Origin of the sequence: Mycolicibacterium sp. MU0053 (genome assembly GCF_963378095.1) — a bacterium.
Lineage (GTDB): Bacteria > Actinomycetota > Actinomycetes > Mycobacteriales > Mycobacteriaceae > Mycobacterium > Mycobacterium burgundiense.
The window spans coordinates 239,247-263,623 of sequence record NZ_OY726397.1 but is presented as its reverse complement, the minus strand read 5'-3'; the positions used below and the strand labels follow the sequence as shown (position 1 = coordinate 263,623).

Here is a 24,377-nt window from a genome sequence, read left to right as displayed (position 1 = left end):
GTGCGGGTCAGAGTTGGGCGATGAGCAGCTCGGCAATCTGAATCGTGTTGAGCGCCGCGCCCTTACGCAGGTTGTCGCTCGAGATGAACAGCGCCAGCCCGCGGCCGTCCGGCACGCCCGGATCCTGGCGGACGCGTCCCACCAGCGCGTCGTCGATGCCCGCGGCCGCCAGCGGCGTCGGCACATCGACCAGCTTCACCCCGGCCGCCGACGCCAGCAGTTCCTCGGCGCGCTGCACCGAAATCGGCCTCGCGAACTCGGCATTGATCGACAGCGAGTGGCCGGTGAACACCGGCACCCGCACGCAGGTACCCGACACCGCCAGCTCCGGGATGCCCAGGATCTTGCGGCTCTCGTTGCGCAGCTTCTGATCCTCGTCGGTCTCGCCGGAGTCGTCGTCGACCAGCGCGCCGGCCAGCGGCACCACGTTGAACGCGATCGGCGCCACATAGGTGTTGGGCGCCGGATAGTCCAGCGCCGAACCGTCGCTCACCAACTGCTCCACGCCGGCGATGACCGCGCGCGCCTGCCCGGCGAGTTCCGCCACGCCGGCCAGCCCGCTACCGGAGACCGCCTGATACGTCGAGGCGATCATCCGGACCAGCTGCGCCTCGTCGTGCAGCACCTTCAGCGCCGGCATCGCGGCCATGGTGGTGCAGTTCGGGTTGGCGATGATGCCCTTGGGCAGCGACCGGGCGCGGCCGGCAACCTCGGAGTCGAAGTTGACCTCGCTGACCACCAGCGGGACCTCGGGATCCTTGCGCCAGGCCGAGGAGTTGTCGACGACGATCGCGCCGGCGGCGGCGAACCGCGGCGCCTGTACCCGCGACATGGTGGCACCCGCGGAGAACAGCGCGATGTCCAGACCACTGGGATCGGCGGTCGCGGCGTCCTCGACCTCGATCTCCTGGCCGCGGAACGGCAGCTTCTTGCCCTGGGACCGTGCGGAGGCGAAGAACCGGACGCTGGTCGCCGGGAAGTCGCGCTGCTCCAGCATTGCGCGCATGACCTGGCCGACCTGGCCGGTCGCGCCGACGACACCGATGTTCACCATGACCCGCTACCGTCCTGTTCCTGCGTAGACGACGGCCTGCTCCTCGCCGCCCAGATTGAATGCCTCGTGCAACGCGGCGACGGCCCGGTCCAGTTCCGTGTCCTTGATCAACACCGAGATCCGGATCTCGGAGGTCGAGATCAGATCGATGTTGATACCGGCCTCGGCCAGCGCCTCACAGAATGTCGCGGTCACGCCCGGGTGGCTGCGCATGCCGGCGCCGATCAGCGACACCTTGCCGATCAGGTCGTCGAAGAGCACCCGGGTGAACCCGATCTTGTCCTGCAGCGAGGTCAGCTTCTCGACCGCCCTGGGTGCGCTCTCCCGCGAGCAGGTGAAGGTGATGTCGGTCTTGCCGTCCTCGACCTTCGAGATGTTCTGCAACACCATGTCGATGTTGACGTCGACGTCGGCCAGCGCGCGGAACACCTGCGCGGCGTAGCCCGGCACGTCGGGGACGCCGGTCACGGTGACCTTGGCCTCGCTGCGGTCGTGCGCGACTCCGGTGAGGATGGCGTCTTCCATGGGGATGTCCTCCATCGATCCTTTGACGAGGGTGCCGGGCTTGTCCGTGTACGAGGAGCGGACATGGATCGGCAGGTTGTAGCGCTTGGCGTATTCCACGCAGCGCAGCATGAGCACCTTGGTGCCGGCCGCGGCCATCTCGAGCATCTCCTCGAACGAGATGGTCTCGAGGCGGCGCGCGTCCGGCACGATGCGCGGGTCGGCGGTGTAGACGCCGTCGACGTCGGTGTAGATCTCGCACACGTCGGCGCCGAGGGCGGCGGCGACGGCGACCGCGGTGGTGTCGGAGCCGCCCCGGCCCAGCGTGGTGACGTCCTTGGTGTCCTGGCTCACGCCCTGGAAGCCGGCCACCAGCACGATCTGACCCTCGTCGAGGGCCGTGCGCAGCCGTCCCGGCGTGACATCCATGATCTTGGCGTTGCCGTGGGTGCCGGTCGTGATGACACCGGCCTGCGATCCGGTGAACGACCGCGCGTTGGCCCCCATCGATTCGATCGCCATGGCCAGCAGCGCGTTGGAGATGCGTTCGCCGGCGGTCAGCAGCATGTCGAGTTCGCGGGCCGGCGGCGACGGGCACACCTGTTGGGCGAGGTCAAGCAGGTCGTCGGTGGTGTCACCCATGGCCGAGGCCACCACTACGACGTCGTGGCCGGCCTTCTTGGTCTCGACGATGCGCTCGGCGACGCGCCGGATACGCTCGGCGTCACTCACCGAGGATCCGCCGTATTTCTGCACGACGAGCGCCACTGTCAACCCTTTCGGAACGTTTTTCCGGGCAATTCCCGAATATTCGGCCATGTCAAGGATAGGGGAGACACGCACGCGGTTTCCGGGCCCCGTGAGCGGCGGCCCGTTTCAGTCGGGGCAAGCCTGGAGCAATTTGTTGATCTCCTCGGTGATTTGCGCGTTCACCAAGTACATCTCGTAGACGATCGGCGGGGTCTTCTGCCCGGTGGCCGCGCCCTCGCCGGTCTCGGCGCGCAGCTGGGGGAGTTTGGTGGCGAACTGCGATGCGAGTTGGGCCACCCGGATCGCGCTGGAGACCAGCTCGGGGTCGGTGACCTTCCCGGCGCGCTGGGCCAACCCGTCGGCCCATTCCTGGTATTCGATGACGCCGGCATCGGTCCCGGAGGTTTCCTCGAGCTCCTCGATTTCCTTCGCCTGGGCCTGGTTGAACTCCAGCAGCTCACGGACCGGAACGCATTCTTCGGAAGTCTGGTTGAAGACCGTCTCGGACAACACCAGCGCGCCGACCGCCAGCACCACCACTGCGAGATATATCCACACGCGCCGTTTGAAGCCCATCGTCGGAAACTGTAGCCGGGGTATCGGCCGGTGGCCGCCGCAACCGTCGCGGGGCCGCCGCTACTTGCGGACCAAGAGGTCATCGGGTTCGTCGGCCAACCCCGCTCCGACGATCGCCAGGTTGTAGCCGGTGGTGCGGAGGAGCTGCTCTTGGGTGCCGTCGGGGCGCTGCACCTCGAAGGTGCGCGGATACTCCGAATGCCCCACCGCACCGTCGCGGGCCACCCCGTCTGGAGTGGTGGTGGCCGCGGTGCTGAGCTGTTCCAGCGGCAACGTGGTCGTTCTGGGCCCGTGGGTGCCGACGTCGGCCAGGCCGGGCAGCGGGACCCCACCCAGCGTCCCGCCCTGCGACACCCAGTCCTGGTCGGCCGACATCACATACCCGCGGCCCTGGTCGAGGAACAGGTCGTCCTCGTCGTTGATGAAGGTGCCGAAAACCCCGAGGATTTTCTCGTTGGCGTGGCCCAGCCCGGGCGAGCCGTAGAACACCGCGTCGTCGACGACGCCCTTCTCGCCGAGTTCGTTGAGCGCCTGCGCGGTGGTCGTGGAACCGTAGGAGTGCCCGAACGCCGACAGGTGCACGTCGGACCCGTGCACGTTGGTGGCGTTGATCCCGCGGTAGAAGCTGGCCAAATCGACGGCGCCGGCGTTGGCGCGGTCCTCGCTCGCCGCGCCGAACACGCTCAGGTCGCTGGTGTCGGGCGGGTCGTAACCGAACCAGGCGATCGTCGACACCGACTCCCCGAACTTGCCCGCCATGTTCAACTGGCGCTCCATCTCGGTCTTGAGGGCCCCGGCCTCACCGACCATGGCCGGCAAGCTGTCGGCGTGGGTGTTCATCCCGGGGGTGGCGACCGTGACGTGGGTGGCCTCGTCGGGGTTTCCGGTGGCGATGACCGCGAGGACCTCGTGTTCGCCGGGCTCGTAGTGCATCAGGAACTTGTCGGGGTCAAACCCGAGTTCGGGGCGGTCGGGGTCCATGAGCAGGGCGGTGTGCACGCCGCGGATCTCGTTGAGCCGCTCGGTTTCCGGCAACACCAAGGTGGAATGCGCAGCCCGAGCCGCTTCTTCCGAGAGGTCGGGACGCGCGGCGCGGAACTGCTCGAAGCTGGGATGGGCGTCCAACGCTGCCTGCGCCGCGGCCAGATCCCGTTCCATCGCCGGCAGGTTCGTCCCGTGCCGGATCGGGGCGGGCACCCCGTCGCGGTCGAGCCAATCCGGGTGCTCGAGTTGGACTTTCGCCTGTTCCTCCGGCGTCAACGAATTCCACCACGCGGTGACGTCGCGGGGCTGCGTGCCGTCCCCCTCGGGCGGGTAGGGGGCCGACAGCCCGGACTGCTGCTCACCGGCGCGGTAGGCGCTGTCGTAATCCGGGGCACCGGCGGCGGTGACCTTCCCGGCCTCGATGTTGCCGAACACCTCCCGGCCGTCGGCATCGATGTCGTCGGCGAGTCGCAGCAGCGCCTGGGCGCGCGCCTCGATGTCGTCGGCTTTGCCCTGCCACTGTTCGATCTCCTTGGCGGTGCCGATGATGGTGACGCGCCCGGAGTCCGACAACCGCAGATACCCGTCGGAGGCCGCGACCTCGTCACGTATCGCGGCCAGATCGTTCTGCAGCTTGGTCACCGCCGCGGCGGTCTCCTCGGCCAACTGCTGCACCGCGCCGAGCACCGCGGCGTCGTCGAGCACATGCGCTCTGGCCGTGCGCACCCGCTCCCGGGCGACATCGGCGGCCGGTGATTCCCAGCCCGGCAGCAGCGCCACCTGCCCGAGCTGATCGGCGGCGCGGCGGGCGGACCCGAGTTCGGTGGTGAGCTCGTCGGCGATGGTGCGCAACGACCCGACGTCCCAGGATTCGATCTGGCTGAGCCACATCGTCATGTGCCGATCCTCGCCAGCGTCAGGGCTGCGGGTTCGGCGGCATCGGGATCTCGTTGCCCACCCAGACCGGCCCGTCGTCAGTACGCCGGCACGAGATGTCGGCGGTGAGCTGCGTGGCCTCGCGGCTGCCGAACATCAACATCCGCCCGTCGCCGCTGTGGATCCGGACATCGTGGTTGCCCGCCTTGTTTTGGAAAGCGCCGGCCGAGGTCAGCCCGGCCTCGGCGGCAAGCCGTCGCACCACCGGATAGAGCAGCTCCCACTCGGCATCCGACAGGCCGTGCCGGGAAACCAGGCTGGGGAACGCCAGCCCCATCCCTTTTTCCCCGTCCGGGCACCGCAGCGTGCTGTATTTGTTGTTCCACCACCACGGCTTGAGGGCGGGCACCAGCTGCGAGATCTCGCGTTCGATCGCGAAGATCAACTCGAGCAACTGGGCCTGGGTTTGCCTGAGCGTCGGCAGCTGCGCCTGATCCATCGTGGGTGCCTTCTCCTCGAACGAGATCTCCGGGCGGGACGACGGCTGCTGGCAGCCGCCCACTACCGCCAGGGCCAGTACGGCGGCCAGGACCCGAACCCCGACGGCCGGCCGACGTGTCGCGCTGCGCTTCCGACCCACCCCGCCCCCTTCTGCACCGGCATCTGCCGACCGTCCCGAAATCCTATCGACCTCCGACCAAGCTTCGATGCGGAAAAATGCCGAGCAACGACGGCGGGCTCCGGAATGGCGCTGCCGGCGCGCCCGTGCTTCCGACCGGTCGCCGCCGGTGCCGGGCTTTCCACCGGGTTTTGGCCACGCCACCGCACCGGAGTACAGTGACTGCCGTGCAGCGTGTGCTCCTCCTCGGGCGCCGCGACGGGGTCTGATCCGGACTGGCTTCCCGTCGCGGGTCTTTTGCGATGCGCCGGTCTGAATTCCCCTAGACCCTCGGAGCCACCATCATGACCAGCTATCCCGACTCTTCTTCTCTGGACTCTCCCGACGCGTTCTCCTGGTCGTCGACCGGGCGCACCATCACTACGCCGTCGGACCCGTCCCCCGCCGACCAGCCCGCCTGGAACACCCAGCGCAACTCGTCGATGCCAGTGCACCGTTACCGCAGCTTCGCGCTGGAAGTACCGGGCGGAGCGCCCGGCGCACCGTTCGACCGCACGTGGCCGGACAAGGTCATCGACCGCGCACCGCTGTGGGGCGCGGTCGACCTGCGCGACGGCAACCAGGCCCTGATCGACCCGATGAGCCCGGCCCGCAAGCGCCGGATGTTCGACCTGCTGGTCCGGATGGGCTACAAGGAGATCGAGGTCGGCTTCCCGTCGGCGAGCCAGACCGACTACGACTTCGTGCGGGAGATCATCGAGCAGCACGCGATCCCCGACGACGTCACCATCCAGGTGCTGACCCAGTGCCGCCCGGAGCTGATCGAAAAGACCTTCCAGGCCTGCCAGGGCGCCCCCCGCGCGATCGTGCACTTCTACAACTCCACCTCGATCCTGCAGCGCCGCGTGGTGTTCCGCGCCGAGCGTGACGAGGTGCAGAAGATCGCCACCGACGGGGCCCGGATGTGCCTGGCCGAGGCCGAGAAGTACCCCGACACGTTCTGGCGCTACGAGTACTCGCCCGAGTCCTACACCGGCACCGAACTGGAGTACGCCAAGCAGGTCTGCGACGCGGTCTCCGAGGTCATCGCGCCGACGCCGGAAGCTCCGCTGATCATCAATCTGCCGGCCACCGTCGAGATGGCGACCCCGAACGTCTACGCCGACTCGATCGAATGGATGAGCCGGAACCTGGCGCGTCGGGACTCCATCATCCTGAGCCTGCACCCGCACAACGACCGCGGAACTGCCGTTGCCGCAGCGGAATTGGGCTTCCAGGCCGGTGCCGACCGGATCGAGGGCTGCCTGTTCGGAAACGGCGAACGCACCGGCAACGTGTGCCTGGTGACGCTGGGCATGAACCTGTTCTCTCGGGGCGTGAACCCGCAGATCGATTTCTCCAACATCGACGAGATCCGCCGCACGGTGGAGTACTGCAACCAGCTGCCGGTTCCCGAGCGGCATCCCTACGGCGGCGATCTGGTGTACACCGCGTTCTCCGGCAGCCATCAGGACGCCATCAACAAGGGCCTGGACCAGATGAAGGTGGCGGCCGACGCCGCCGACGCTGACGTCGACGACATCCTGTGGCAGGTTCCGTATCTGCCGATCGACCCGAAGGACGTCGGCCGCACCTACGAGGCCGTGATCCGGGTGAATTCGCAGTCCGGCAAGGGCGGCGTCGCCTACATCATGAAGGCCGATTACGGGCTGGCGCTGCCGAGACGACTGCAGATCGAGTTCAGCAGGGCGATCCAGTCGATCGCCGAGGGTGCGGGCGACGAGGGCGGCGAGGTCTCACCCAAGGTCATGTGGGACGCCTTCTTCGACGAGTATCTGGCGCCGGTCACACCGCTGGAGCGGGTCCGGCAGAAGGTGGACGCCGCCGAGGTCGACGGCGGCACCGACACCGTCACCGCGGTGGTCAAGGTCGACGGCGTCGAGCGCGAGATCGTCGGGACCGGCAACGGTCCGCTGGCCGCGTTCATCGACGCGTTGGCCGCGGTGGGCTACGACGTCAACGTCCTGGACTACTCCGAGCATGCGATGTCCGCGGGCGAGGAGGCCCAGGCCGCCGCCTACGTCGAGGCCTCGATCGGCGGCCAGACCGTCTGGGGCGTGGGAATCGCCACCTCCATCACGACGGCGTCGCTGCGCGCGGTGGTCTCGGCGGTCAACCGGGCGGCCCGGTCCAGCTAACGACCACGTCACGACTGGGCCACAGCGCCGCCGGTTGCCCCCCTAGCGGGCCCTGACCGGGGTTACTCTCCCGCTGGCGTCAATTTCGACGCTCTCGGGGACAAGGAGCTTCGCATGGAATTCGATTGGGACTCGTTTTGGGGTCTGGTCTGGTACTCGCTGGTCATCTTCGCGTTCATCGCGTATCTGCTGATCCTGTTCAACATCATCGTTGACCTGTTCTGGCGGGACCACAAAACCTCGGGCTGGGTGAAGGCGATCTGGGTGATCTTCCTGATCGTGTTCCCGTACCTGACCGCGCTGGTGTACTTGATCTCCCGCGGCAAGGGCATGGCCGAACGCGCCCGGGACTCCGCGATGTCGGCGCAACGGCAGACCGAGGACTACATCCGCCAGGCCGCCGGCCGGTCCCCGGCGCAGGAGATCGCCGACGCGAAGAACCTGCTCGAAACGGGCACCATCACCCAGGCGGAATTCGACGCGTTGAAGGTCAAGGCGCTGGCCTAGAACAGCGCGAACTGGCCGCCGTCGACGGCGTCGACGAACTCGTCGATCCCGGTACCGCTGGCTACGTCGCGCACATGCGTCATGAACTCGGTGTCGGGAACCACCGGCACACCGAGTTCGCGCGCGGCGTAGCCCTTACCGTGTTCGGGCACGGTCTCGTTGCAGATGACCAGCGAGGTCTCGGGATCGACGTTGTCGCAGTACGCCAATCCGGCGTGCAGGATCCGCTCGACGAGTTCCTCATGGGTGCGCGTGCAATCGGACGACAATGCCACCCGCATGCCCTGGACCAGCGGCTTTCCCCGCACGTAGCGGCCCGGGTTCAGATACGGGCAGGGCATCCGCGAGGCCAGCATCTTCAGCGGGCGCAGCTCCTCGTGGGTGATCCGTCCGCTGGGCCAACGGCGACGGGTCACCGGACGCACCGGGATCCACACGTCCCGGTCGCGGGCCCGCGCCAGCGCCGGCGCCAACACCCGGGACAGCACCAGCGCGTCGTCGAAGGCGTCGTGCGGGCGGGTCTGCGCCACGCCCCAGTGCCGCGCCAGCGTCTCCAGCCGAAGGTTGTCCAGCCCCAGCTCGAGGCGGCGGGCCAGCTCCACGGTGCACATCACGGTGTCGATCGGCAGGGCCGTGGCGGCCAGTTCGGCCTCGGCCGCCAGGAACGAGTAGTCGAAGGCCGCGTTGTGCGCGACCAGGGTGCGGCCGTTGAGCAGGTTCGCCACCTCGGGGGCGATGTCGGCGAAGGTCGGCTGGTCCTCCAGCATTTCGGCGGTGATGCCGTGCACGTGTGTGGGCCCCGGGTCGACACACGGGTTCAGCAGGCTGGCCAGGGACTGTTCGACCTGGCCGTCCGGGCCCAGCGCCAGCACCGCGATGCTGAGGACCCGGGCCTGCCCCGGCCGGAATCCGGACGTCTCCACGTCGACGACCGCCCACCCGTGCCCGGATTCGGCAGCTGGTCGACCCCAGAAGTGGCTCACGACCTCAGAATGGCACGCACCGGTGACAATCCCGGGCGTTGGCGGCGCTGTGTAAAACCGTGTCGACACGGCGCACCGGACAGGACATAAACTCTTGCGGTGATCACCACCCGGGGACGTCTTGCCTTGGCCGCCGGCTCGGCCGCGCGCTGGGCCTCCCGCGTCACCGGCCGCGGCGCCGGGGCGATGATCGGCGGTTTGGTCGCGATGACCCTGGACAAGTCGCTGCTGCGCCAACTCGGTGCGGACCGGCGTGCGGTCGTGGTGACCGGGACGAACGGCAAATCCACCACCACCGGCATGGTCGCGGCCGCACTGGCGACCCTGGGCCCGGTCGCCACCAACGCCGAGGGCGCCAACATGGACGCGGGCCTGATCGCGGCCCTGGCCGCCGGGCACGACGCCGAGCTGGCGGCCCTCGAGGTCGACGAGATGCACGTCCCGCATGTCCTGGACGCCGTGGCCGCCGAGGTCATCGTGTTGCTGAACCTGTCGCGGGATCAGCTCGACCGCGTCGGTGAGATCAACCACATCGAACGCACCCTGCGCGCGGGCCTGGCGCGCCATCCCGCCGCCGTCGTCGTCGCCAACTGCGACGACGTGCTCATGACCTCGGCCGCCTACGACTGCCCCAACGTGGTGTGGGTGGCCGCCGGGGCGGGCTGGTCGGGCGACTCGGTCAGTTGTCCGCGCAGCGGCGAGATCATCGTGCGGGAAGGCACCGACTGGTTCTCCACCGGCGTCGACTTCAAGCGGCCGAGTCCGCAATGGTGGTTCGACGATGACCACCTCTACGGTCCCGACGGCCTGTCCGTGCCGATGACGCTGGCCCTGCCGGGTGCGGTCAACCGTGGCAACGCGGCCCAGGCCGTCGCCGCGGCCGTGACCCTCGGCGCCGATCCGGTGGCCGCGGTGGCCGCCGTCTCCGGTGTCGACGAGGTGGCCGGGCGCTACCGCACGGTGCGGGTCGGCGAGCACACCGCACGGGTGTTGCTGGCCAAGAACCCCGCGGGCTGGCAGGAGGCGCTGTCGATGGTGGATTCCGCCGCGGCCGGTGTCGTGATCGCGGTCAACGGGCAGGTTCCCGACGGCGAGGACCTGTCCTGGTTGTGGGACGTGAACTTCGAGCATTTCGTGGACCCGGCCTTTCCCGTGGTGGCCGCCGGCGAGCGCGGCACCGACCTCGCGGTCCGACTCGGTTACGCCGGGGTCGAGCACACCCTCGTGCACGACACGGTGGCGGCGATCGCCTCGTGCCCGCCCGGACACGTCGAGGTCGTCGCCAACTACACGGCGATGCTGCAGTTGAATCGGCGGCTGGCATGAGCGTGCAGATCGGGCTGGTGCTGCCCGATGTCATGGGCACCTACGGCGACAGCGGAAACGCGGTGGTGCTGCGGCAGCGGTTGCGGCTGCGCGGCATCGACGCCGAGATCGTCGAGATCACGCTGGCCGACCCGGTGCCAGAATCGCTGGATCTCTACACGCTGGGTGGCGCCGAGGATTACGCGCAGCGCCTGGCCACCAAGCATCTGATCCGCTATCCGGGATTGCAGCGCGCCGCCGAGCGCGGGGCGCCGGTGCTGGCGATCTGCGCGGCGATCCAGGTGCTCGGGCACTGGTATGAGACCTCGGCCGGGGAACGGGTCGAGGGCGTGGGGATGCTCGACGTCACCACCAGCCCGCAGGAGACCCGCAGCATCGGCGAGGTGGCGGCGACGCCCCTGGTGGACGGTCTGACCCAGCCGTTGACGGGATTCGAAAACCACCGCGGCGGAACGGTTCTGGGCGCCGCCTCGCAGCCGTTGGCGCGGGTCACCAAGGGCGCCGGAAATCGCGCCGGCGACGGGTACGACGGCGCGGTGCAGGGCAGCGTGGTGGCCACCTACCTGCACGGCTGCTGCCTGGCCCGCAACCCCGAGCTGGCCGACCATCTGCTCGCGAAGGTGGTGGGCCCGCTGGCACCGTTGGAGCTGGCCGAGGTGGAGCAGTTGCGCCGCGAACGCCTGGCCGCCCCCCGCCGCGTCTAGGCCGCCCCCTCAGGCCATTGCGCGGCGGCCGACCAGGGCGCGGCCCAGCGTCAGCTCGTCGGCGAATTCCAGGTCGCCGCCCATCGGCAGGCCCGACGCGATCCGGGTGACGCTCAGGCCGGGGATGTCGCGCAGCATGCGCACCAGGTAGGTCGCGGTGGCCTCGCCCTCGGTGTTGGGGTCGGTCGCGATGATGACCTCGGCGATGTCCACTCCGTCGACGCGTTCGCCGATGCGGTTGAGCAGCTCACGGATTCGCAACTGCTCCGGTCCGACCCCGGACAGCGGATCCAGCGCGCCGCCGAGGACGTGGTAGCGGCCGCGGAACTCGCGGGTGCGCTCGACGGCCTGCACGTCCTTGGGCTCCTCGACCACGCACACCAGGGTGCCGTCGCGGCGGGGGTCGCCGCAGATCCGGCAGCGCGCGGCGTCGGACACGTTGCCGCACACCTCGCAGAACGTCACCCCGTCGCGCACCCGGCCCAGCGCCGCGGTCAGCCGATCGATATCCGGTGGCTCCACCGACAGCAGGTAGAACGCGATGCGCTGCGCGCTCTTCGGACCGATGCCGGGCAGCTTGCCCAACTCGTCGATCAGATCCTGGACGGGGCCCTCAAACATGGTGGTCCAAGGTCAGAATCCCGGCATTCCCAGAGCGTTGCCCATGCCGCTGGCCAACGGCCCCAGCCGCGACTGCGCCATGATCGTCACTTGCTTGGCCGCGTCGCCGAGCGCTCCGACGATGAGGTCCTGCAGGGTTTCGGGATCCTCGGGATCGATCACCTTCGGGTCGATGGCCACGCCGACGACCTCGCCACTGCCCTTCACGGTGACCTGCACCAGCCCGCCGCCGGCCTGACCGTGCACCTCGGTGTTCGCGAGCTGTTCCTGCGCCTCCATCAACTGCTGCTGCATCTGCTGAGCCTGTGCCAGCAGTGCCGACATGTCGGGTGCGCCTTCACCGGGTTGCATGACTGGTCCCCTTCACGTATCTGTTTCGGCTGGGTCTCGACTTGGTTGCGCATCGGCGATTCACGCTTTCGCCTCTTCAAGGGTAGACGGCGCCGGGCTACGTTGGCCCAGTGCACGTACCTGCCTGCCTGCGTGTCGGGGCCCCACTGGCCGCCGTCGTCGTCCTCGCGTCCTCGCTCATCGCACCGCAGACTGCCCCGGTCGCGCAGGCCGTGCCGTCGGTCGCCGGCAAGATCGTGTTCCTCGATCCCGGTCACAACGCGGTCAACGAGTCGGCCCACAACAGCCGCCAGGTCCCGACCGGGCGCGGCGGCACCAAGGACTGCCAGGCCAGCGGCAGCGCCACCAATGACGGCTACCCCGAACACAGCTTCACCTGGGACACCACGCTGCGCATCCGCGCCGAGTTGATGCGCCACGGCGTGCGCACCGCGATGTCCCGCGGCGACGACAGTTCGGCCGGGCCGTGCGTGGATCAGCGGGCCGCGCTGGCCAACTCGGTGCGTCCGCACGCCATCGTCTCGATCCACGCCGACGGCGGTCCGGCCTCGGGACGCGGATTCCACATCCTGTACTCGAACCCGCCGCTGAACCAGGCGCAGGCCGGCCCGGCGGTGCGGCTGGCCCAGACCATGCGCGACCAACTGGTGGCCTCGGGCATCCCGGCCGCGAACTACATCGGCACCAACGGGTTGAACCCGCGCTCCGATATCGCCGGGCTCAACCTGGCGCAGTACCCGGCGATCCTGGTCGAGCTGGGCAATATGAAGAATCCGGCCGACTCGGGCCTGATCACCACCGACACCGGGCGGCAGAAGTACGCGAGTGCCGTCGTCCGCGGCATCGTCGCCTACCTGGCCACCCAGCCGGCGACGACCTGAGCGGGCCGCCGAAAGTTGGGTTGTTGTACCCGTTTCGCGACTAACCCCGCGAACAAAGCAACTCGGCGCGCGAAGTCAGCGCTCCAGCTGGTTCTTGAGGTTCTTCAGGACCTCGGCCTGGATCTTCTTCAATCCGAGCGGCGCGAAGATGCCCTCGAAGATGCCCTTGACGCCGCCGGCACCGGTCCAGGAGGTCTTGACGGTGACCGAGGCCCCGGGCCCGGCCGGGGCGACGGTCCAGTTGGTGACCATCGTGGAGTTCGCGTCCTTCTCGATCACGGTCTTCCCCGCGATGTCGACGTTGGCCTGCACTTCCCGGACCCGCGACTTGGTGGCCTGCAGCTTCCACTTGACCACGGTGCCCGCGCCGACCCCGCCCTGCAGCACCTGATAGTCGCTGTACTGCGAGGACAGGATCTTGGGCCGCACCTCGTTGTAGTCGGCGACGGCGGCCAGCACCTCGTCCGGGGTGGCGTTGACCAGAACCGTGCTGGTCGCACTGACCTGTCCCATGGCAAAAACTCCTCGCTCCAGTGATTGTCCGGGGGACTCGCCCGCCGAGCGGTCGCATCGACCGCGCTCTGCGACTAGCGTATATGTGTGTCCGTTCCCGAAACTGACGCACTCTCGGCCCATGCCAGCGGCGTCGAACGCCTTCTCGCGAGCTACCGCGCCATCCCGCCGGGCGCCACGGTCCGGCTGGCCAAGCCCACCTCCAACCTGTTCCGCGCCCGCGCCCGCAGTGACGCCCCCGGGTTGGACGTGTCGGGATTGACCGGGGTGATCAGCGTCGACGCCGCGGCCCGCACCGCCGACGTGGCCGGCATGTGCACCTATGAGGATCTGGTTGCCGCCACGCTGCCGTTCGGCCTGGCGCCGCTGGTGGTGCCGCAGCTCAAGACGATCACGCTGGGCGGCGCCGTCACCGGGATGGGGATCGAGTCGACCTCGTTCCGCAACGGCCTGCCGCACGAATCGGTGCTCGAAATGGACATCCTCACCGGCGCCGGAGAGGTGGTGACCGCCAGTCCGGTGCAGCACAGCGACCTGTTCCGCAGCTTCCCGAATTCCTACGGCACGCTGGGCTACGCCGTGCGGCTGCGGATCGAACTGGAGTCGGTGGCACCGTTCGTGGCGCTGGAGCATCTGCGCTTCCGGTCGCTGGCCGACCTCATCGCCGCGCTGGACCGCATCATCGAGACCGGCGGCCACAACGGGACCCGGGTGGACTACCTCGACGGGGTGGTGTTCAGCGCCGACGAGTCCTACCTGTGCCTGGGGCGCCAGACCGCCACCACCGGCCCGGTCAGCGACTACACCGGCAGCCAGATCTACTACCGCTCGATCCAGCACGACGGCGAGACCAAACACGACCGGCTGACCATCCACGACTACCTGTGGCGCTGGGACACCGACTGGTTCTGGTGCTCGCGGGCCTTCGGTGCACAGCATCCCGGCATTCGGCGGTTCTGGCCGCGCCGCCTGCGGCGCAGCAGTTTCTACTGGAAGCTGATCGGCTACGACCAACGGTTCAACATCGCCGACCGGATCGAGCAGCGCAAGGGCCGCCCGCCGCGCGAACGGGTGGTCCAGGACGTCGAGGTTCCCATCGAACGGACCGCCGAATTCCTGCAGTGGTTCTTGGATACCATTCCGATCGATCCGATCTGGTTGTGCCCGTTGCGGTTACGCGATCGGCATCGCTGGCCGCTGTATCCGATCCAACCCGATTTGAGCTACGTCAACGTCGGCTTCTGGTCGTCGGTTCCGGTGGGCCCCAGCCCCGGGTACACCAACCGCATGATCGAAACCAAGATCACCGAACTCGACGGACACAAGTCGCTGTATTCCGATTCCTACTATTCCGCAGAGGAGTTCGACGACCTGTACGGCGGCGAAACCTACAAGACGGTCAAGAAGACCCACGACCCCGACGCACGTCTACTGGATCTCTACGCAAAGGCGGTACAGCGGCGATGACCACGTTCAAGGAGCAACCGGCCACCAGCAACGGCAAGCTCAAACTCGCGGAGATCCTGGAGATCTTCACCGCGGGCGACGACGGCCTGCCGTTGCGGTTCACCGCGTACGACGGCAGCTCGGCCGGTCCGGACGACGCCCCGGTCGGCCTGACGCTGCTGACTCCCCGCGGCACCACCTATCTGGCCACCGCGCCCGGCGACCTGGGCCTGGCCCGCGCCTATGTCTCCGGCGATCTAGAGGCCTACGGCGTGCACCCGGGCGATCCCTACGACCTTCTCACGGCGTTGGCGCACAAGCTGAACTTCAGGCGGCCGTCCGCGCGGACGCTCGCCCAGATCATCCGGTCGATCGGGGTGGAACGGCTCAAGCCCATTCCCCCACCCCCGCAGGAGGCCCTGCCGCGTTGGCGACGCATCGCAGAGGGGTTGCGGCACAGCAAGACTCGCGACGCCGAGGTCATCCACCACCACTACGACGTGTCCAACCGGTTCTACGAACTGGTGCTGGGCCCGTCGATGACCTACACCTGCGCCTGCTATCCGGACCCCAACGCCACCCTCGAGGAGGCCCAGGAGAACAAATACCGGCTGGTGTTCGAGAAGCTGCGGCTCAAGGAGGGCGATCGGCTGCTCGACGTCGGCTGCGGCTGGGGCGGCATGGTGCGCTATGCCGCGCGTCGCGGCGTCCGGACCGTCGGCGCGACGCTGTCGGCCGAGCAGGCCGCCTGGGCGCAGCAGAAGATCCGCGACGAGGGCCTGTCGGAGCTGGCCGAGGTGCGCCACAGCGACTACCGCGACGTGCTCGAAACCGGATTCGACGCGGTGTCCTCGATCGGCATGACCGAGCATGTCGGAGTGGCCAACTACCCCGCCTACTTCGGCTTCCTCACTTCGAAGCTGCGCTCGGGCGGCCTGCTGCTCAACCACTGCATCACGCGTCCGAACAACCGCACCGGGCCGACGGCCGGCGGTTTCATCGACCGGTACGTGTTCCCGGACGGTGAGCTGACCGGCTCCGGCCGCATCATCACCGAGATGCAGGACGTCGGCGGTCTGGAGGTGCTGCACGAGGAGAACCTGCGGATGAATTATGCGCTGACGCTGCGGGACTGGTGCCGCAACCTCGTCGAGCACTGGGACGAGGCTGTCGCCGAGGTGGGCCTGCCGACCGCCAAGGTGTGGGGCCTGTACATGGCCGGCTCGCGGTTGGGCTTCGAATCCAATGTGGTGCAGCTGCATCAGGTGTTGGCGGCCAAACTCGACAACCGTGGCAACAACGGCGGCCTTCCGCTGCGTCCGTGGTGGCGAGCCTGAAATCGCCTGTGCCACGGCCAGAGTCGGTGGGCGACCAGATGGTGGCCAAGCTCACCAAATGATCCACCCCGTCGGTGTTAGCCTGGAAGCCGTCAGCAGGTGACACCGGACGAGGGGGCCTCCGTACCCGGCCAGCGACAAGACGGGGCCACGGAGGTGGGCCATGGCCTGGTTGATTCTTGTGGTTTCAGCGGTTTTCGAGGCGGTCTGGGCTACCGCGCTCGGCATGTCACACGGATTCACCCGATTGGTGCCGACGCTGGTGTTCTTCGTCGGCGCGGTGATTTCGATGGGCGGCCTCGCCATCGCGATGCGGGATCTACCCACCGGCACGAGCTATGCGGTGTGGGTGGCCATCGGCGCGTCGCTGACGGTGGCCTACGCGATGATCACCGGCACCGAAAGCGTCTCGCTGGTCAAGATTCTGCTGATCCTGGGCATCATCGGCTGCGTGGTCGGCCTGAAGCTCGTCGGCAGCTGAGCGCCGCTCAGTCCGCGATCCTGCGGGCGCCCAACTCCGTCTGCAACAGCTCCAGCGCCACTTCTTCGGGATCGCGGCGCGGGCCCGCGTCGGAATCATCGGCCGCGGCCTCGGCGAGCATGCTCTCCTCTTCGGCACGCTGATCGACGGCCGGGGCCGCCGGCTCCGAGTCGACCGCCGCGACCACCGGCGGCGGCGGCGTCTCGGCACCGCCCGCTTCGCAGCGCACCCGCCAGTTCACCCCGAGGGCATCCTTGAGCGCCTCGCGGATGATCTCGACGTTGCGGTCCTCGTTCAGGCGCTTGGCCAGCGGTGCCGCCGGATGGCTGAGAATCAGCAGATCGCCCTCGACGGCGCGCACCGTGGCGCCGTCGAGCATGACGTCGGTGGGCCGACGCAGATTACGGACCTTCTCCCGAACGGTCGGCCACATGCTGCGCACCGCGGTGGCGTTGGGCTCACCCGGCGTGGCTGTCGGAGCCGGCGGAGCCGGCGCGGGGTGCTGGGCCGCGGGGGCCTGCTGCGTCGGCGGGGCCGGGGGCGGCGGCGGGGCCGGCGCTTCGGGGGCGGGCCTGGGCTCCGGCGGGGGCTCCCACGCCGGCGGGGACGGTGGCGGCGGCGCCGCTGCGGGCGGAGCGGGCTGCGCCGGGGGCGCGACCGCGGGCGCAGCCGGCACGGCCGCGGCCGGAGCCTGCGCTGCCGGAGCGGGCTCGGCGGACACGTCCGGGCCGGATTGCTGGGTGCGACGGACGAACTGTCGCGGCGCGCGCCCCGCGGCGCCCTCGCCGGCCTCCGCCGCCGGAATGGAGATGTCGAGTCGGGTCTCGATGCGCTCGATGCGTTGCAACAACGCCGACTCGGTATCGCTGGCCGACGGCAGCAGCAGCCGCGAGCACACCACCTCGAGCAGCAGGCGCGGTGCGGTGGCGCCGCGCATCTCGCCCAGACCGGCGTGCACGACCTCGGCGTAGCGGGTCAGGGTGGCCGGCCCGATCCGGCTCGCCTGATCCAGCATCTTCTCCAGCTCGTCCTGGGGCGCGTCCACCACACCGCTGGTCACGGCGTCCGGCACGGCCTGCAGGATCAGCAGGTCGCGGAAGCGCTCGAGCAGGTCGGTGGCGAAGCGGCGCGGATCGTGACCGGCGTCGATCACGGCCTCGACCGCGCCGAACAGGGCTGCCGCGTCGCCGGCGGCCAGCGCCTCCACCGCGTCGTCGATCAGCGCGATGTCGGTGGCACCGAGCAGCGCCAGTGCGCGTTGATAGCCGATGTGGTCGCCGTCGGCTCCGGCAAGCAGTTGGTCGAGCACGCTGAGGGTGTCGCGCGGCGAACCGCCACCGGCGCGGATCACCAGTGGATACACCGCGTCGTCGACGTTGAGGTTCTCCGCGGCGGTGATCTTCTCGATCAGCGTCCGCATGGTGCGCGGGGCCAGCAGCCGGAACGGATAGTGGTGGGTCCGCGACCGGATGGTCGGCAGCACCTTCTCCGGTTCGGTGGTCGCGAAGACGAAGATCAGATGTTCGGGCGGCTCCTCGACGATCTTGAGCAGCGCGTTGAAACCGGCCGTGGTGACCATGTGCGCTTCGTCGATGATGAAGATGCGGTAGCGCGAGAGCGCCGGCGCGTAGAAGGCCCGGTCCCGCAGTTCGCGGGTGTCGTCCACACCGCCGTGGCTCGCGGCGTCCAATTCCGTGACGTCGACGCTGCCGCCGCCATTGGGTGCTAACGCCACACACGAATCACAGACCCCGCACGGGTCCGGGGTGGGCCCCTGCGCACAGTTGAGCGAGCGGGCCAGGATGCGCGCCGAGGACGTCTTACCGCAACCGCGCGGGCCGGAGAACAGATACGCGTGGTTGATGCGGTTGGCCTGCAGCGCCGTCGACAACGGTTCGGTGACGTGCTCCTGGCCCACAACTTCGGCGAACGTCGCCGGTCGGTACTTGCGGTAGAGAGCCACGCCAGCAGGTTACCCACTCACTCGGACAGCGCGGCGCGCTAGTGGGCCTGCAGCAGCGACTCGGCCGCCGCGAGCAGCGTGCACGTCGCGAGACCGTCGATCGCTGCCCGCAGATCCGACTCCGAGGGGAACGACGGCGCAATCCGAATGTTCTTGTCCTCGGGGTCTTTTCGATACGGGAACGACGCACCGGCCTCGGTGACGGCGATGCCGGCGTCCTTTGCGAGCGCCACGGTGCGCTTCGCGGTGCCCGGCAGCACATCGAGGCTGACGAAGTAGCCGCCCTTGGGGTCCGACCAGGAGGCCACCTTCGAATCCCCCAGCCGTGACTCGAGGATCTCGGCGACCAACGCGAACTTCGGCGCCAGCAGTTGCTGGTGTTTCTGCATCAACAGCCGCACGCCGTCGGCGTCGCCCAAGAACCGCAGGTGCCGCAGCTGGTTGAGCTTGTCGGGCCCGATCGTCTTCTTGCCGAGGTACTGCAGGTACCACGCGATGTTGCCCAGTGATCCGCCGAAGAAGCTGACGCCCGCACCGGCGAAGGTGATCTTCGAGGTCGACGCGAACACGTACGGACGGTTCGGATTGCCGGCGGTTGCCGCCAGCCCCAGCACGTCGACGTGCCGCGGGAAGTCGTGGGTGAGGGTGTGCACGGCGTAGGCGTTATCCCAGAACAATCGGAAATCCGTTGCCGCCGTACGCATTTGCACCAGGCGACGGACATTTTCCCAGGAGTAGACGGTGCCGGTGGGGTTGGAGAACGCCGGGATGCACCACATGCCCTTGATCGCGGGATCGGCCGCGACGAGTTCTTCGATCAGGTCGACGTCGGGCCCGTCCTCGAGCAGCGGGACGGTGATCATCTCGATCCCCATGGTCTCGGTGATCGCGAAGTGGCGGTCATAGCCCGGGGCCGGGCAGAGGAACTTCACCCCCGAGCCGTCCCGCAGGTCCTGAATCCAGGGCCGCGGCGAATCCACCCCGCCGTGCAGCAGCGAGAACATCACGATGTCGTGCATGATCTCCAGGCTGGCGTTGTTCCCCGCCACCAGGTTCTGCACCGGAATCCCGCCCAGCAACTCACCGAAGATCTCCCGCAACGCCGGGAGGCCGTGCAACCCGCCGTAGTTGCGGGTGTCGGTGCCCTCGGCATCCCGGTAGGAGTTCGGTTCGTCGCCCGGCAACGACAGCAGGGCGTTGGACAGATCAAGCTGCTCGGGCGAGGGCTTGCCCCGCGTCAGATCCAGCTTGAGCCCCTTGGCCTGCAGCTCGGCGTACCGGCGCGACTGCTGCTCATGCTCCGCCTGCAGTTCCGCGCGGCCGAGGGAGGAAAACGACACGCTGCGCCTTTCGCAAGCCGGGGCCAGAAATTCAGGGGACCCCGCGCACCCGACAGAGCCCGTTGACCCTTGCTGCCTTCCGGCCCTGGGGGAGTTCACAGGGTAGACGCCGCGCGGGGTCCACGGGCGAGTGTAGTACGCGGCCCCGGCGGGCTCGCTGCCCGGCGGAAACCGGCGGCGGTTCGGGCTTGCCGGTGTCCTCGGTTACCATTGCCGACGGAGGATTCGCCTAGTGGCCTATGGCGCTCGCCTGGAACGCGGGTTGGGTTAATAGCCCTCAGGGGTTCAAATCCCCTATCCTCCGCACTCGGTCCGGGGTGCCGGCCGTCCGCCGGCACCCCGACCGTTCAGGTCGAGGAGGGGTATGCGGCGCAGCGTTGCGGTGACATGGCACTTGTTGTCATTCCTGGCCGCTGCGGCCCTGTACTTCGTTTTCGTGATGCCCCGTTGGTGGGAGTTGTTGGGCAGCTGGCCGCACGGGGTGGGTACCGCGGCGCGAGTCGCGACCGGCCTGCTGTTCGCGCTGACCGCCCTGCCGGTGGTGCTCACGCTGGCCAAGTCCCGCAAGCCGGAGTTCGGCACCCCGCAGTTGGCGCTGACCCTGCGGAACTGGTCGATCATCGGCCACGTCGCGGCCGGGGCCCTGATCGTCATCACCGCGATCACCGAGATCTGGCTCGACCTCGACACCTTCGGTCGCGGGTTGTTCGCGGTCTACGGTGCCGCCGCGGCCATCGCCCTGCTCGGTGCCGCGGCGTTCTACCTCGCGTATGTCGCCGAACTGCCCCCGCCAGCGCCGAAACCGCTCAAGCCCAAGCGTGAGCGCGGCCGCAAGAACGCCGTCGCTCCCATCGAGGACGAGGATTCCGAGGCGGACGTCGAGGATTCCGAGGCGGACGAGTCTGACGAGGCCACCGAGTCTGCCGAGTCTGACGAGTCTGACGAGGAAACCGAGGCGGACGCCGCGGCAGCCACCGAGGATTCGGAATCCAAGGACGCCAAGCCCGGCCTGCGTAACCGGCGTCCCCGCAAGACTTCCGGGGCTTCCGCCACCGAGGGCTGAGGCCGCACCGGCTGCCCGCCCGCGTCCCACGACCCTCACCTGCATTCGGCGCCATTCGCATCGAGTTTCATCACCAGCGTCGTGCCATCGGACGCTGGACGGGCGCTATCCCCGGTTCGCGGCCAGTTTCTGCTGCAGTCCCGCGATCACCACGTCCAGGCCGAAGTCGAAGTCGTCGGCCGCCGCCTCCAGCGCGGCCCGATTCGCCACCACCGCACCCAGCAGCGGGAAATCGGCGTCGGCCAACTCGTTGAGCGCGCGCGCGACCTCGGGATGCTGGTGCAGCTTGGACTGCTCCCCGCCCAGCAGGTCGTGCGCCGCCGAGAAGGCGATGCCGGAGACCAGAGTCAGGATGCGGCCGGCGTCGTCGACACCGAAGCCCGCCGCGGTCAGCGCATGCAACACGCGCTCCGCCAGCGCCAGGCTGCCGGTGCCACGCAGCCGAAAGTGGGTGCCGGTGGCGTGCACGTTGAGCACGCCCCGGTGGATCGCCTTGGCGTAGGCCCGCACCACATCCGGCCAGCTGCCGTCCTCGGGCAGTTCGGTGCGGCCCAACTCGGTCTCGAAGAGGTCGGCGACCACCAGCTCCAGCAGTCCGTCACGATCGCCGACGTAGTAGTGCAGCGAGGTGCGGTCCACGCCCAGGGCATCGGCGACCGCCTTCATCGTCAAATCGGCCGGCGCGATGCTGCGCGCCGCCGCGACGATCTGGGCGTGGTCGATTTTGGGGGGTCGACCGCGACGCCGCGTCTCCCCGCCGGTGGCGGCGGCATGCGGGGCAGCGGGGTCGTCCCGTCGTCGTGTCACCACCGCCAAGATAGCGGCCCTGGACGCGATGGACCCGCGGCGCGCCTGCGGGTTCGCAGCCGAACCCACCTCGAGGGTTGGGCACGACCGATGTGAGGACTACCGGAGAATGTTGGGTAGTCCCGCACCGCGGACCTTTGTGAAGCGCACCACAGGCGTGTTACGTTTCCAACGTTCGTGGAAAAGTGTCCGTTTGCGCCACAAATCCCTCAAAGGAGTTCTTGCCTGTGTCGAAAGCCGCCTCGCCCTATCGCGTCGTCCAGTGGACCACCGGCAACGTCGGCAAGAGTTCGGTGGCCGCGCTGGCGACCAATCCCAACTACGAGATCGTGGGCTGCTACGCCTGGTCGCCCGACAAGGCCGGCCGCGACGTCGGCGAGCTGGCCGGCATCGCACCGCTGGGGGTGGCGGCCACCAACAACATCGACGAACTGTTGGCGCTCAAGCCCGACGTCGTGGTCTACAACCCGATGTGGATCGACGTCGACGAACTCGTCCGGATCCTGGAAGCCGGCATCAACGTCGTCGCCACCGCGTCGTTCATCACCGGCCACAACCAGGGCGCCGGCCGCGATCGCATCGTCGACGCCTGCCGGCGGGGTGGCTCGAGCATGTTCGGCTCCGGAATCAGCCCCGGCTACGTCAACCAACTCGCGGTGGTGGCCGCCGGCATCTGCGACCGCGTCGACAAGATCTCCATCCACGAGGCCGCCGACACCACGTTCTACGACTCCCCCGCCACCGAGAAGCCGGTGGGCTTCGGCCAGCCCATCGACAGCCCCGACCTGCAGGCGATGACCGCCCACGGCACCGGGGTGTTCGGCGAGGCGGTCCGTCTGATGGCCGATGCGCTGGGCGTCGACCTGGACGAGGTGCGCTGCGACGCCGAATACGCCGAGACCACCGAGGACCTCGACCTGGGCTCCTGGACCATCCCGGCGGGCTGTGTGGCCGGCGTCTACGCCAGCTGGAAGGGCGTGGTCAACGGCAAAACCGTCGTCGAGATCAATCTGCGCTGGCGCAAGGGCCAAACCCTGCAGCCGGACTGGCAGATCGATCAGGACGGTTGGGTGATCGAGGTCGCGGGCCGGCCGACGGTCACGATGAAGGTCGGTTTCCTGCCGCCGCCGGACTTCGAGGCCACCACGCTGGAGGAGTTCATGGTGCTCGGACACATCATGACCGCCACCCCGCCGCTGAACGCGATTCCGGCCGTGGTGGCCGCCGCGCCTGGCATCGTCACCTACAACGATCTGCCGCTGATCCTGCCGCGCGGAGTGACGTCCGCGTAAACGTTTCGTTTGAAATCCGCTCGGCCAGGCAAGATAGGGGTAACGAACGGGACCCTTCAGCCGAGAGGCAAGTCATGGCAGCTATCCGCCGCGCCCATCGAGCCGTGCTGTGCGTATTGAGCGCACTCCTGCTCGCACTGGTGGCGCCACTGACGCTCCCCACCTCGGCCCAGGCAGCTCCGCTCGACCCGGCGCTGGCGATCGCACAGGTGGAGCCGTCGCTCGTGCAGATCACCACGATGAACGACTTCCAGGGCGTCATCGGTAACGGCACCGGGATTGTGCTGAGCTCCGACGGCATCGTGCTGACCAATCACCACGTGGTGCAGGGCGCCAACATCATCCGGGCCACCAGCGCCGGCACCGGGGAGGGCTTCGACGCCGACGTGATCGGCTACGACCGCAACGACGACGTCGCGCTGCTGCGCCTGCGCGGCGCGGCGGGCCTGCCGGTCGCCCCGGTCGGGAACTCCGACACCGTGTCGGTCGGCGATCCGGTGATGACCATCGGCAACGCCAACGGCACCGGCGCGCCGATGACCCACGAGGAAGGCGCGGTCACCGATCTGGCCAAAACCATCGAAGCCGAGGACGAACTCACCGGCAGCTCGCATGCGCTGGGCGGCCTGATCGAATCGTCGACCAACCTGCGGTCCGGGGATTCCGGCGGCGCCCTGGTCAACAGCGCCGGGCAGGTCATCGGGATGAATGCCGCGGCCACCGTCAACTTCCGACTCGACGGCGAGGTCACGCCCGGCGGACAGGGCTTCGCGATCCCGATCAACCGGGCCATAAACATCGCCAACCAGATCCGCTCCGGCATGGCCTCGTCCGAGGTGCACATCGGTCCGTCGGCCATGCTGGGAATCGGTGTCGACGCGAACGGCCGCGGCAACGCTCGCGGACTGCCGATCCGGTCACTGCTGCGCGGCGGCCCCGCCGAGCAGGCCGGCCTGCGCGCCGGCGACCTGATCGTCACCATCGACGGGGTGCCCATCACCTCCGCCACCGAGCTGACGCGGCTGTTGGATGCGCGCTATCCGGGCGATGTCATCGATGTGAACTGGCTTGAGCCCAACGGGATTCCGCGCAACGGCAAGGTGGTGCTGGTGCCCGGACCGGTGACCTGACGCATTCCGCTGTTACCCGGGTAGAACTCGGCTACATTTGGCGGTTCCGACCCTCGTGGAGCTGAGGAGCT

Annotated in this window: 23 protein-coding genes, 1 tRNA gene, 1 other RNA gene and 1 riboswitch; of the genes, 12 read left to right on the top strand and 13 right to left on the bottom strand. The window is 68.6% G+C overall.

Annotated elements, in window-relative coordinates; all coding sequences use genetic code 11:
- Positions 1–7 precede the first annotated feature (7 nt).
- From RCP80_RS01185 to RCP80_RS01165, 5 genes are all read right to left on the bottom strand, one after another.
- Positions 8–1,054, bottom strand: a complete 1,047-nt coding sequence (locus RCP80_RS01185; RefSeq protein ID WP_308480603.1) for an aspartate-semialdehyde dehydrogenase — start codon at positions 1,052–1,054, stop codon at positions 8–10.
- A 6-nt stretch (positions 1,055–1,060) separates the two neighbouring features.
- Positions 1,061–2,326 (bottom strand): aspartate kinase, encoded by a 1,266-nt coding sequence (locus tag RCP80_RS01180; protein ID WP_308480602.1) that lies wholly within the window; start codon positions 2,324–2,326, stop codon positions 1,061–1,063.
- Between the two features lie 108 nt (positions 2,327–2,434).
- Positions 2,435–2,884 (bottom strand): hypothetical protein, encoded by a 450-nt coding sequence (locus RCP80_RS01175; protein WP_308480601.1) that lies wholly within the window; start codon positions 2,882–2,884, stop codon positions 2,435–2,437.
- A 60-nt stretch (positions 2,885–2,944) separates the two neighbouring features.
- Positions 2,945–4,765, bottom strand: coding sequence for an alpha/beta hydrolase (locus tag RCP80_RS01170; RefSeq protein WP_308480600.1), 1,821 nt, complete (start codon positions 4,763–4,765; stop codon positions 2,945–2,947).
- A 19-nt stretch (positions 4,766–4,784) separates the two neighbouring features.
- Positions 4,785–5,384 carry an LppA family lipoprotein gene (locus RCP80_RS01165; RefSeq protein ID WP_308480599.1) on the bottom strand — a complete coding sequence of 200 codons (600 nt, stop codon included), beginning with the start codon at positions 5,382–5,384 and terminating at the stop codon, positions 4,785–4,787.
- Between the two features lie 323 nt (positions 5,385–5,707).
- Between RCP80_RS01165 and leuA the strand changes: the two genes are divergently transcribed.
- Together leuA and RCP80_RS01155 are read left to right on the top strand one after the other, a co-directional pair.
- A complete protein-coding gene (leuA, locus tag RCP80_RS01160; RefSeq protein ID WP_308480598.1) occupies positions 5,708–7,561 on the top strand; it encodes a 2-isopropylmalate synthase in 1,854 nt (617 codons plus the stop codon).
- A 114-nt stretch (positions 7,562–7,675) separates the two neighbouring features.
- The gene (locus tag RCP80_RS01155; RefSeq protein ID WP_308480597.1) at positions 7,676–8,068 is read left to right on the top strand and encodes a PLDc N-terminal domain-containing protein; all 393 of its coding nucleotides are present in this window, start codon (positions 7,676–7,678) and stop codon (positions 8,066–8,068) included.
- On the opposite strand, the gene RCP80_RS01150 is transcribed toward RCP80_RS01155, so the two are convergent.
- Complete coding sequence (locus RCP80_RS01150; RefSeq protein ID WP_308480596.1) at positions 8,065–9,051, bottom strand: DEDDh family exonuclease; 987 nt, start codon at positions 9,049–9,051, stop codon at positions 8,065–8,067. The two genes, RCP80_RS01155 and RCP80_RS01150, sit on opposite strands and share 4 nt — an antisense overlap.
- A 99-nt stretch (positions 9,052–9,150) precedes the next feature.
- On the opposite strand from RCP80_RS01150, the gene RCP80_RS01145 reads away from it, so the two are divergent.
- Positions 9,151–10,377 carry a Mur ligase family protein gene (locus RCP80_RS01145; protein WP_308480595.1) on the top strand — a complete coding sequence of 409 codons (1,227 nt, stop codon included), beginning with the start codon at positions 9,151–9,153 and terminating at the stop codon, positions 10,375–10,377.
- On the top strand, positions 10,374–11,081 hold the full coding sequence (locus RCP80_RS01140) for a type 1 glutamine amidotransferase (RefSeq protein WP_308480594.1): 708 nt from the start codon (positions 10,374–10,376) through the stop codon (positions 11,079–11,081). Before RCP80_RS01145 ends, RCP80_RS01140 begins: the two co-directional genes overlap by 4 nt.
- A gap of 9 nt (positions 11,082–11,090) precedes the next feature.
- On the opposite strand, the gene recR is transcribed toward RCP80_RS01140, so the two are convergent.
- Both recR and RCP80_RS01130 read right to left on the bottom strand, forming a co-directional pair.
- Entirely contained in the window at positions 11,091–11,702 is a 612-nt protein-coding gene (gene recR, locus RCP80_RS01135) for a recombination mediator RecR (RefSeq protein ID WP_308480593.1), read from the bottom strand.
- Between the two features lie 12 nt (positions 11,703–11,714).
- On the bottom strand, positions 11,715–12,053 hold the full coding sequence (locus RCP80_RS01130; protein WP_308480592.1) for a YbaB/EbfC family nucleoid-associated protein: 339 nt from the start codon (positions 12,051–12,053) through the stop codon (positions 11,715–11,717).
- A gap of 110 nt (positions 12,054–12,163) precedes the next feature.
- Here RCP80_RS01130 and RCP80_RS01125 point away from each other — a divergent pair, with 110 nt between their 5' ends.
- Complete coding sequence (locus tag RCP80_RS01125; RefSeq protein WP_308480591.1) at positions 12,164–12,934, top strand: Rv3717 family N-acetylmuramoyl-L-alanine amidase; 771 nt, start codon at positions 12,164–12,166, stop codon at positions 12,932–12,934.
- Between the two features lie 75 nt (positions 12,935–13,009).
- On the opposite strand, the gene RCP80_RS01120 is transcribed toward RCP80_RS01125, so the two are convergent.
- Entirely contained in the window at positions 13,010–13,447 is a 438-nt protein-coding gene (locus RCP80_RS01120) for an SRPBCC family protein (protein ID WP_308480590.1), read from the bottom strand.
- 87 nt (positions 13,448–13,534) lie between these two features.
- Between RCP80_RS01120 and RCP80_RS01115 the strand changes: the two genes are divergently transcribed.
- The 3 genes from RCP80_RS01115 to RCP80_RS01105 all read left to right on the top strand — a co-directional run bounded on the left by RCP80_RS01115 (position 13,535) and on the right by RCP80_RS01105 (position 16,711).
- Positions 13,535–14,914, top strand: coding sequence for an FAD-binding oxidoreductase (locus tag RCP80_RS01115; RefSeq protein ID WP_308480589.1), 1,380 nt, complete (start codon positions 13,535–13,537; stop codon positions 14,912–14,914).
- Positions 14,911–16,230, top strand: a complete 1,320-nt coding sequence (locus RCP80_RS01110; RefSeq protein WP_308480588.1) for a class I SAM-dependent methyltransferase — start codon at positions 14,911–14,913, stop codon at positions 16,228–16,230. Before RCP80_RS01115 ends, RCP80_RS01110 begins: the two co-directional genes overlap by 4 nt.
- An 86-nt stretch (positions 16,231–16,316) precedes the next feature.
- Positions 16,317–16,382: riboswitch (guanidine-III (ykkC-III) riboswitch) on the top strand.
- A gap of 11 nt (positions 16,383–16,393) precedes the next feature.
- Positions 16,394–16,711, top strand: a complete 318-nt coding sequence (locus tag RCP80_RS01105; protein ID WP_308480587.1) for a DMT family transporter — start codon at positions 16,394–16,396, stop codon at positions 16,709–16,711.
- A gap of 7 nt (positions 16,712–16,718) precedes the next feature.
- Here RCP80_RS01105 and RCP80_RS01100 read toward each other — a convergent pair whose 3' ends face one another.
- From RCP80_RS01100 to ffs, 3 genes are all read right to left on the bottom strand, one after another.
- Positions 16,719–18,674, bottom strand: a complete 1,956-nt coding sequence (locus RCP80_RS01100; RefSeq protein ID WP_308480586.1) for a DNA polymerase III subunits gamma/tau — start codon at positions 18,672–18,674, stop codon at positions 16,719–16,721.
- A 38-nt stretch (positions 18,675–18,712) separates the two neighbouring features.
- Complete coding sequence (locus RCP80_RS01095) at positions 18,713–20,014, bottom strand: aspartate aminotransferase type Ic (RefSeq protein ID WP_308480585.1); 1,302 nt, start codon at positions 20,012–20,014, stop codon at positions 18,713–18,715.
- Between the two features lie 30 nt (positions 20,015–20,044).
- An RNA gene (gene ffs / locus RCP80_RS01090) (signal recognition particle sRNA small type) lies at positions 20,045–20,139 on the bottom strand.
- A gap of 93 nt (positions 20,140–20,232) precedes the next feature.
- Here ffs and RCP80_RS01085 point away from each other — a divergent pair.
- Both RCP80_RS01085 and RCP80_RS01080 read left to right on the top strand, forming a co-directional pair.
- Positions 20,233–20,318, top strand: a tRNA-Ser gene (locus RCP80_RS01085).
- A 60-nt stretch (positions 20,319–20,378) separates the two neighbouring features.
- Positions 20,379–21,077: a lipid uptake coordinator LucA gene (locus tag RCP80_RS01080; protein ID WP_308480584.1), complete on the top strand. Its 699-nt coding sequence runs from the start codon at positions 20,379–20,381 to the stop codon at positions 21,075–21,077.
- 105 nt (positions 21,078–21,182) lie between these two features.
- Here the strand turns inward: RCP80_RS01080 and RCP80_RS01075 are convergent, their stop codons facing one another.
- Positions 21,183–21,884 carry a TetR/AcrR family transcriptional regulator gene (locus RCP80_RS01075; protein WP_308480583.1) on the bottom strand — a complete coding sequence of 234 codons (702 nt, stop codon included), beginning with the start codon at positions 21,882–21,884 and terminating at the stop codon, positions 21,183–21,185.
- A gap of 227 nt (positions 21,885–22,111) precedes the next feature.
- On the opposite strand from RCP80_RS01075, the gene RCP80_RS01070 reads away from it, so the two are divergent.
- Together RCP80_RS01070 and RCP80_RS01065 are read left to right on the top strand one after the other, a co-directional pair.
- Complete coding sequence (locus RCP80_RS01070; protein ID WP_308480582.1) at positions 22,112–23,176, top strand: NAD(P)H-dependent amine dehydrogenase family protein; 1,065 nt, start codon at positions 22,112–22,114, stop codon at positions 23,174–23,176.
- A 74-nt stretch (positions 23,177–23,250) separates the two neighbouring features.
- A complete protein-coding gene (locus RCP80_RS01065; protein WP_308480581.1) occupies positions 23,251–24,306 on the top strand; it encodes a S1C family serine protease in 1,056 nt (351 codons plus the stop codon).
- Positions 24,307–24,377 lie beyond the last annotated feature (71 nt).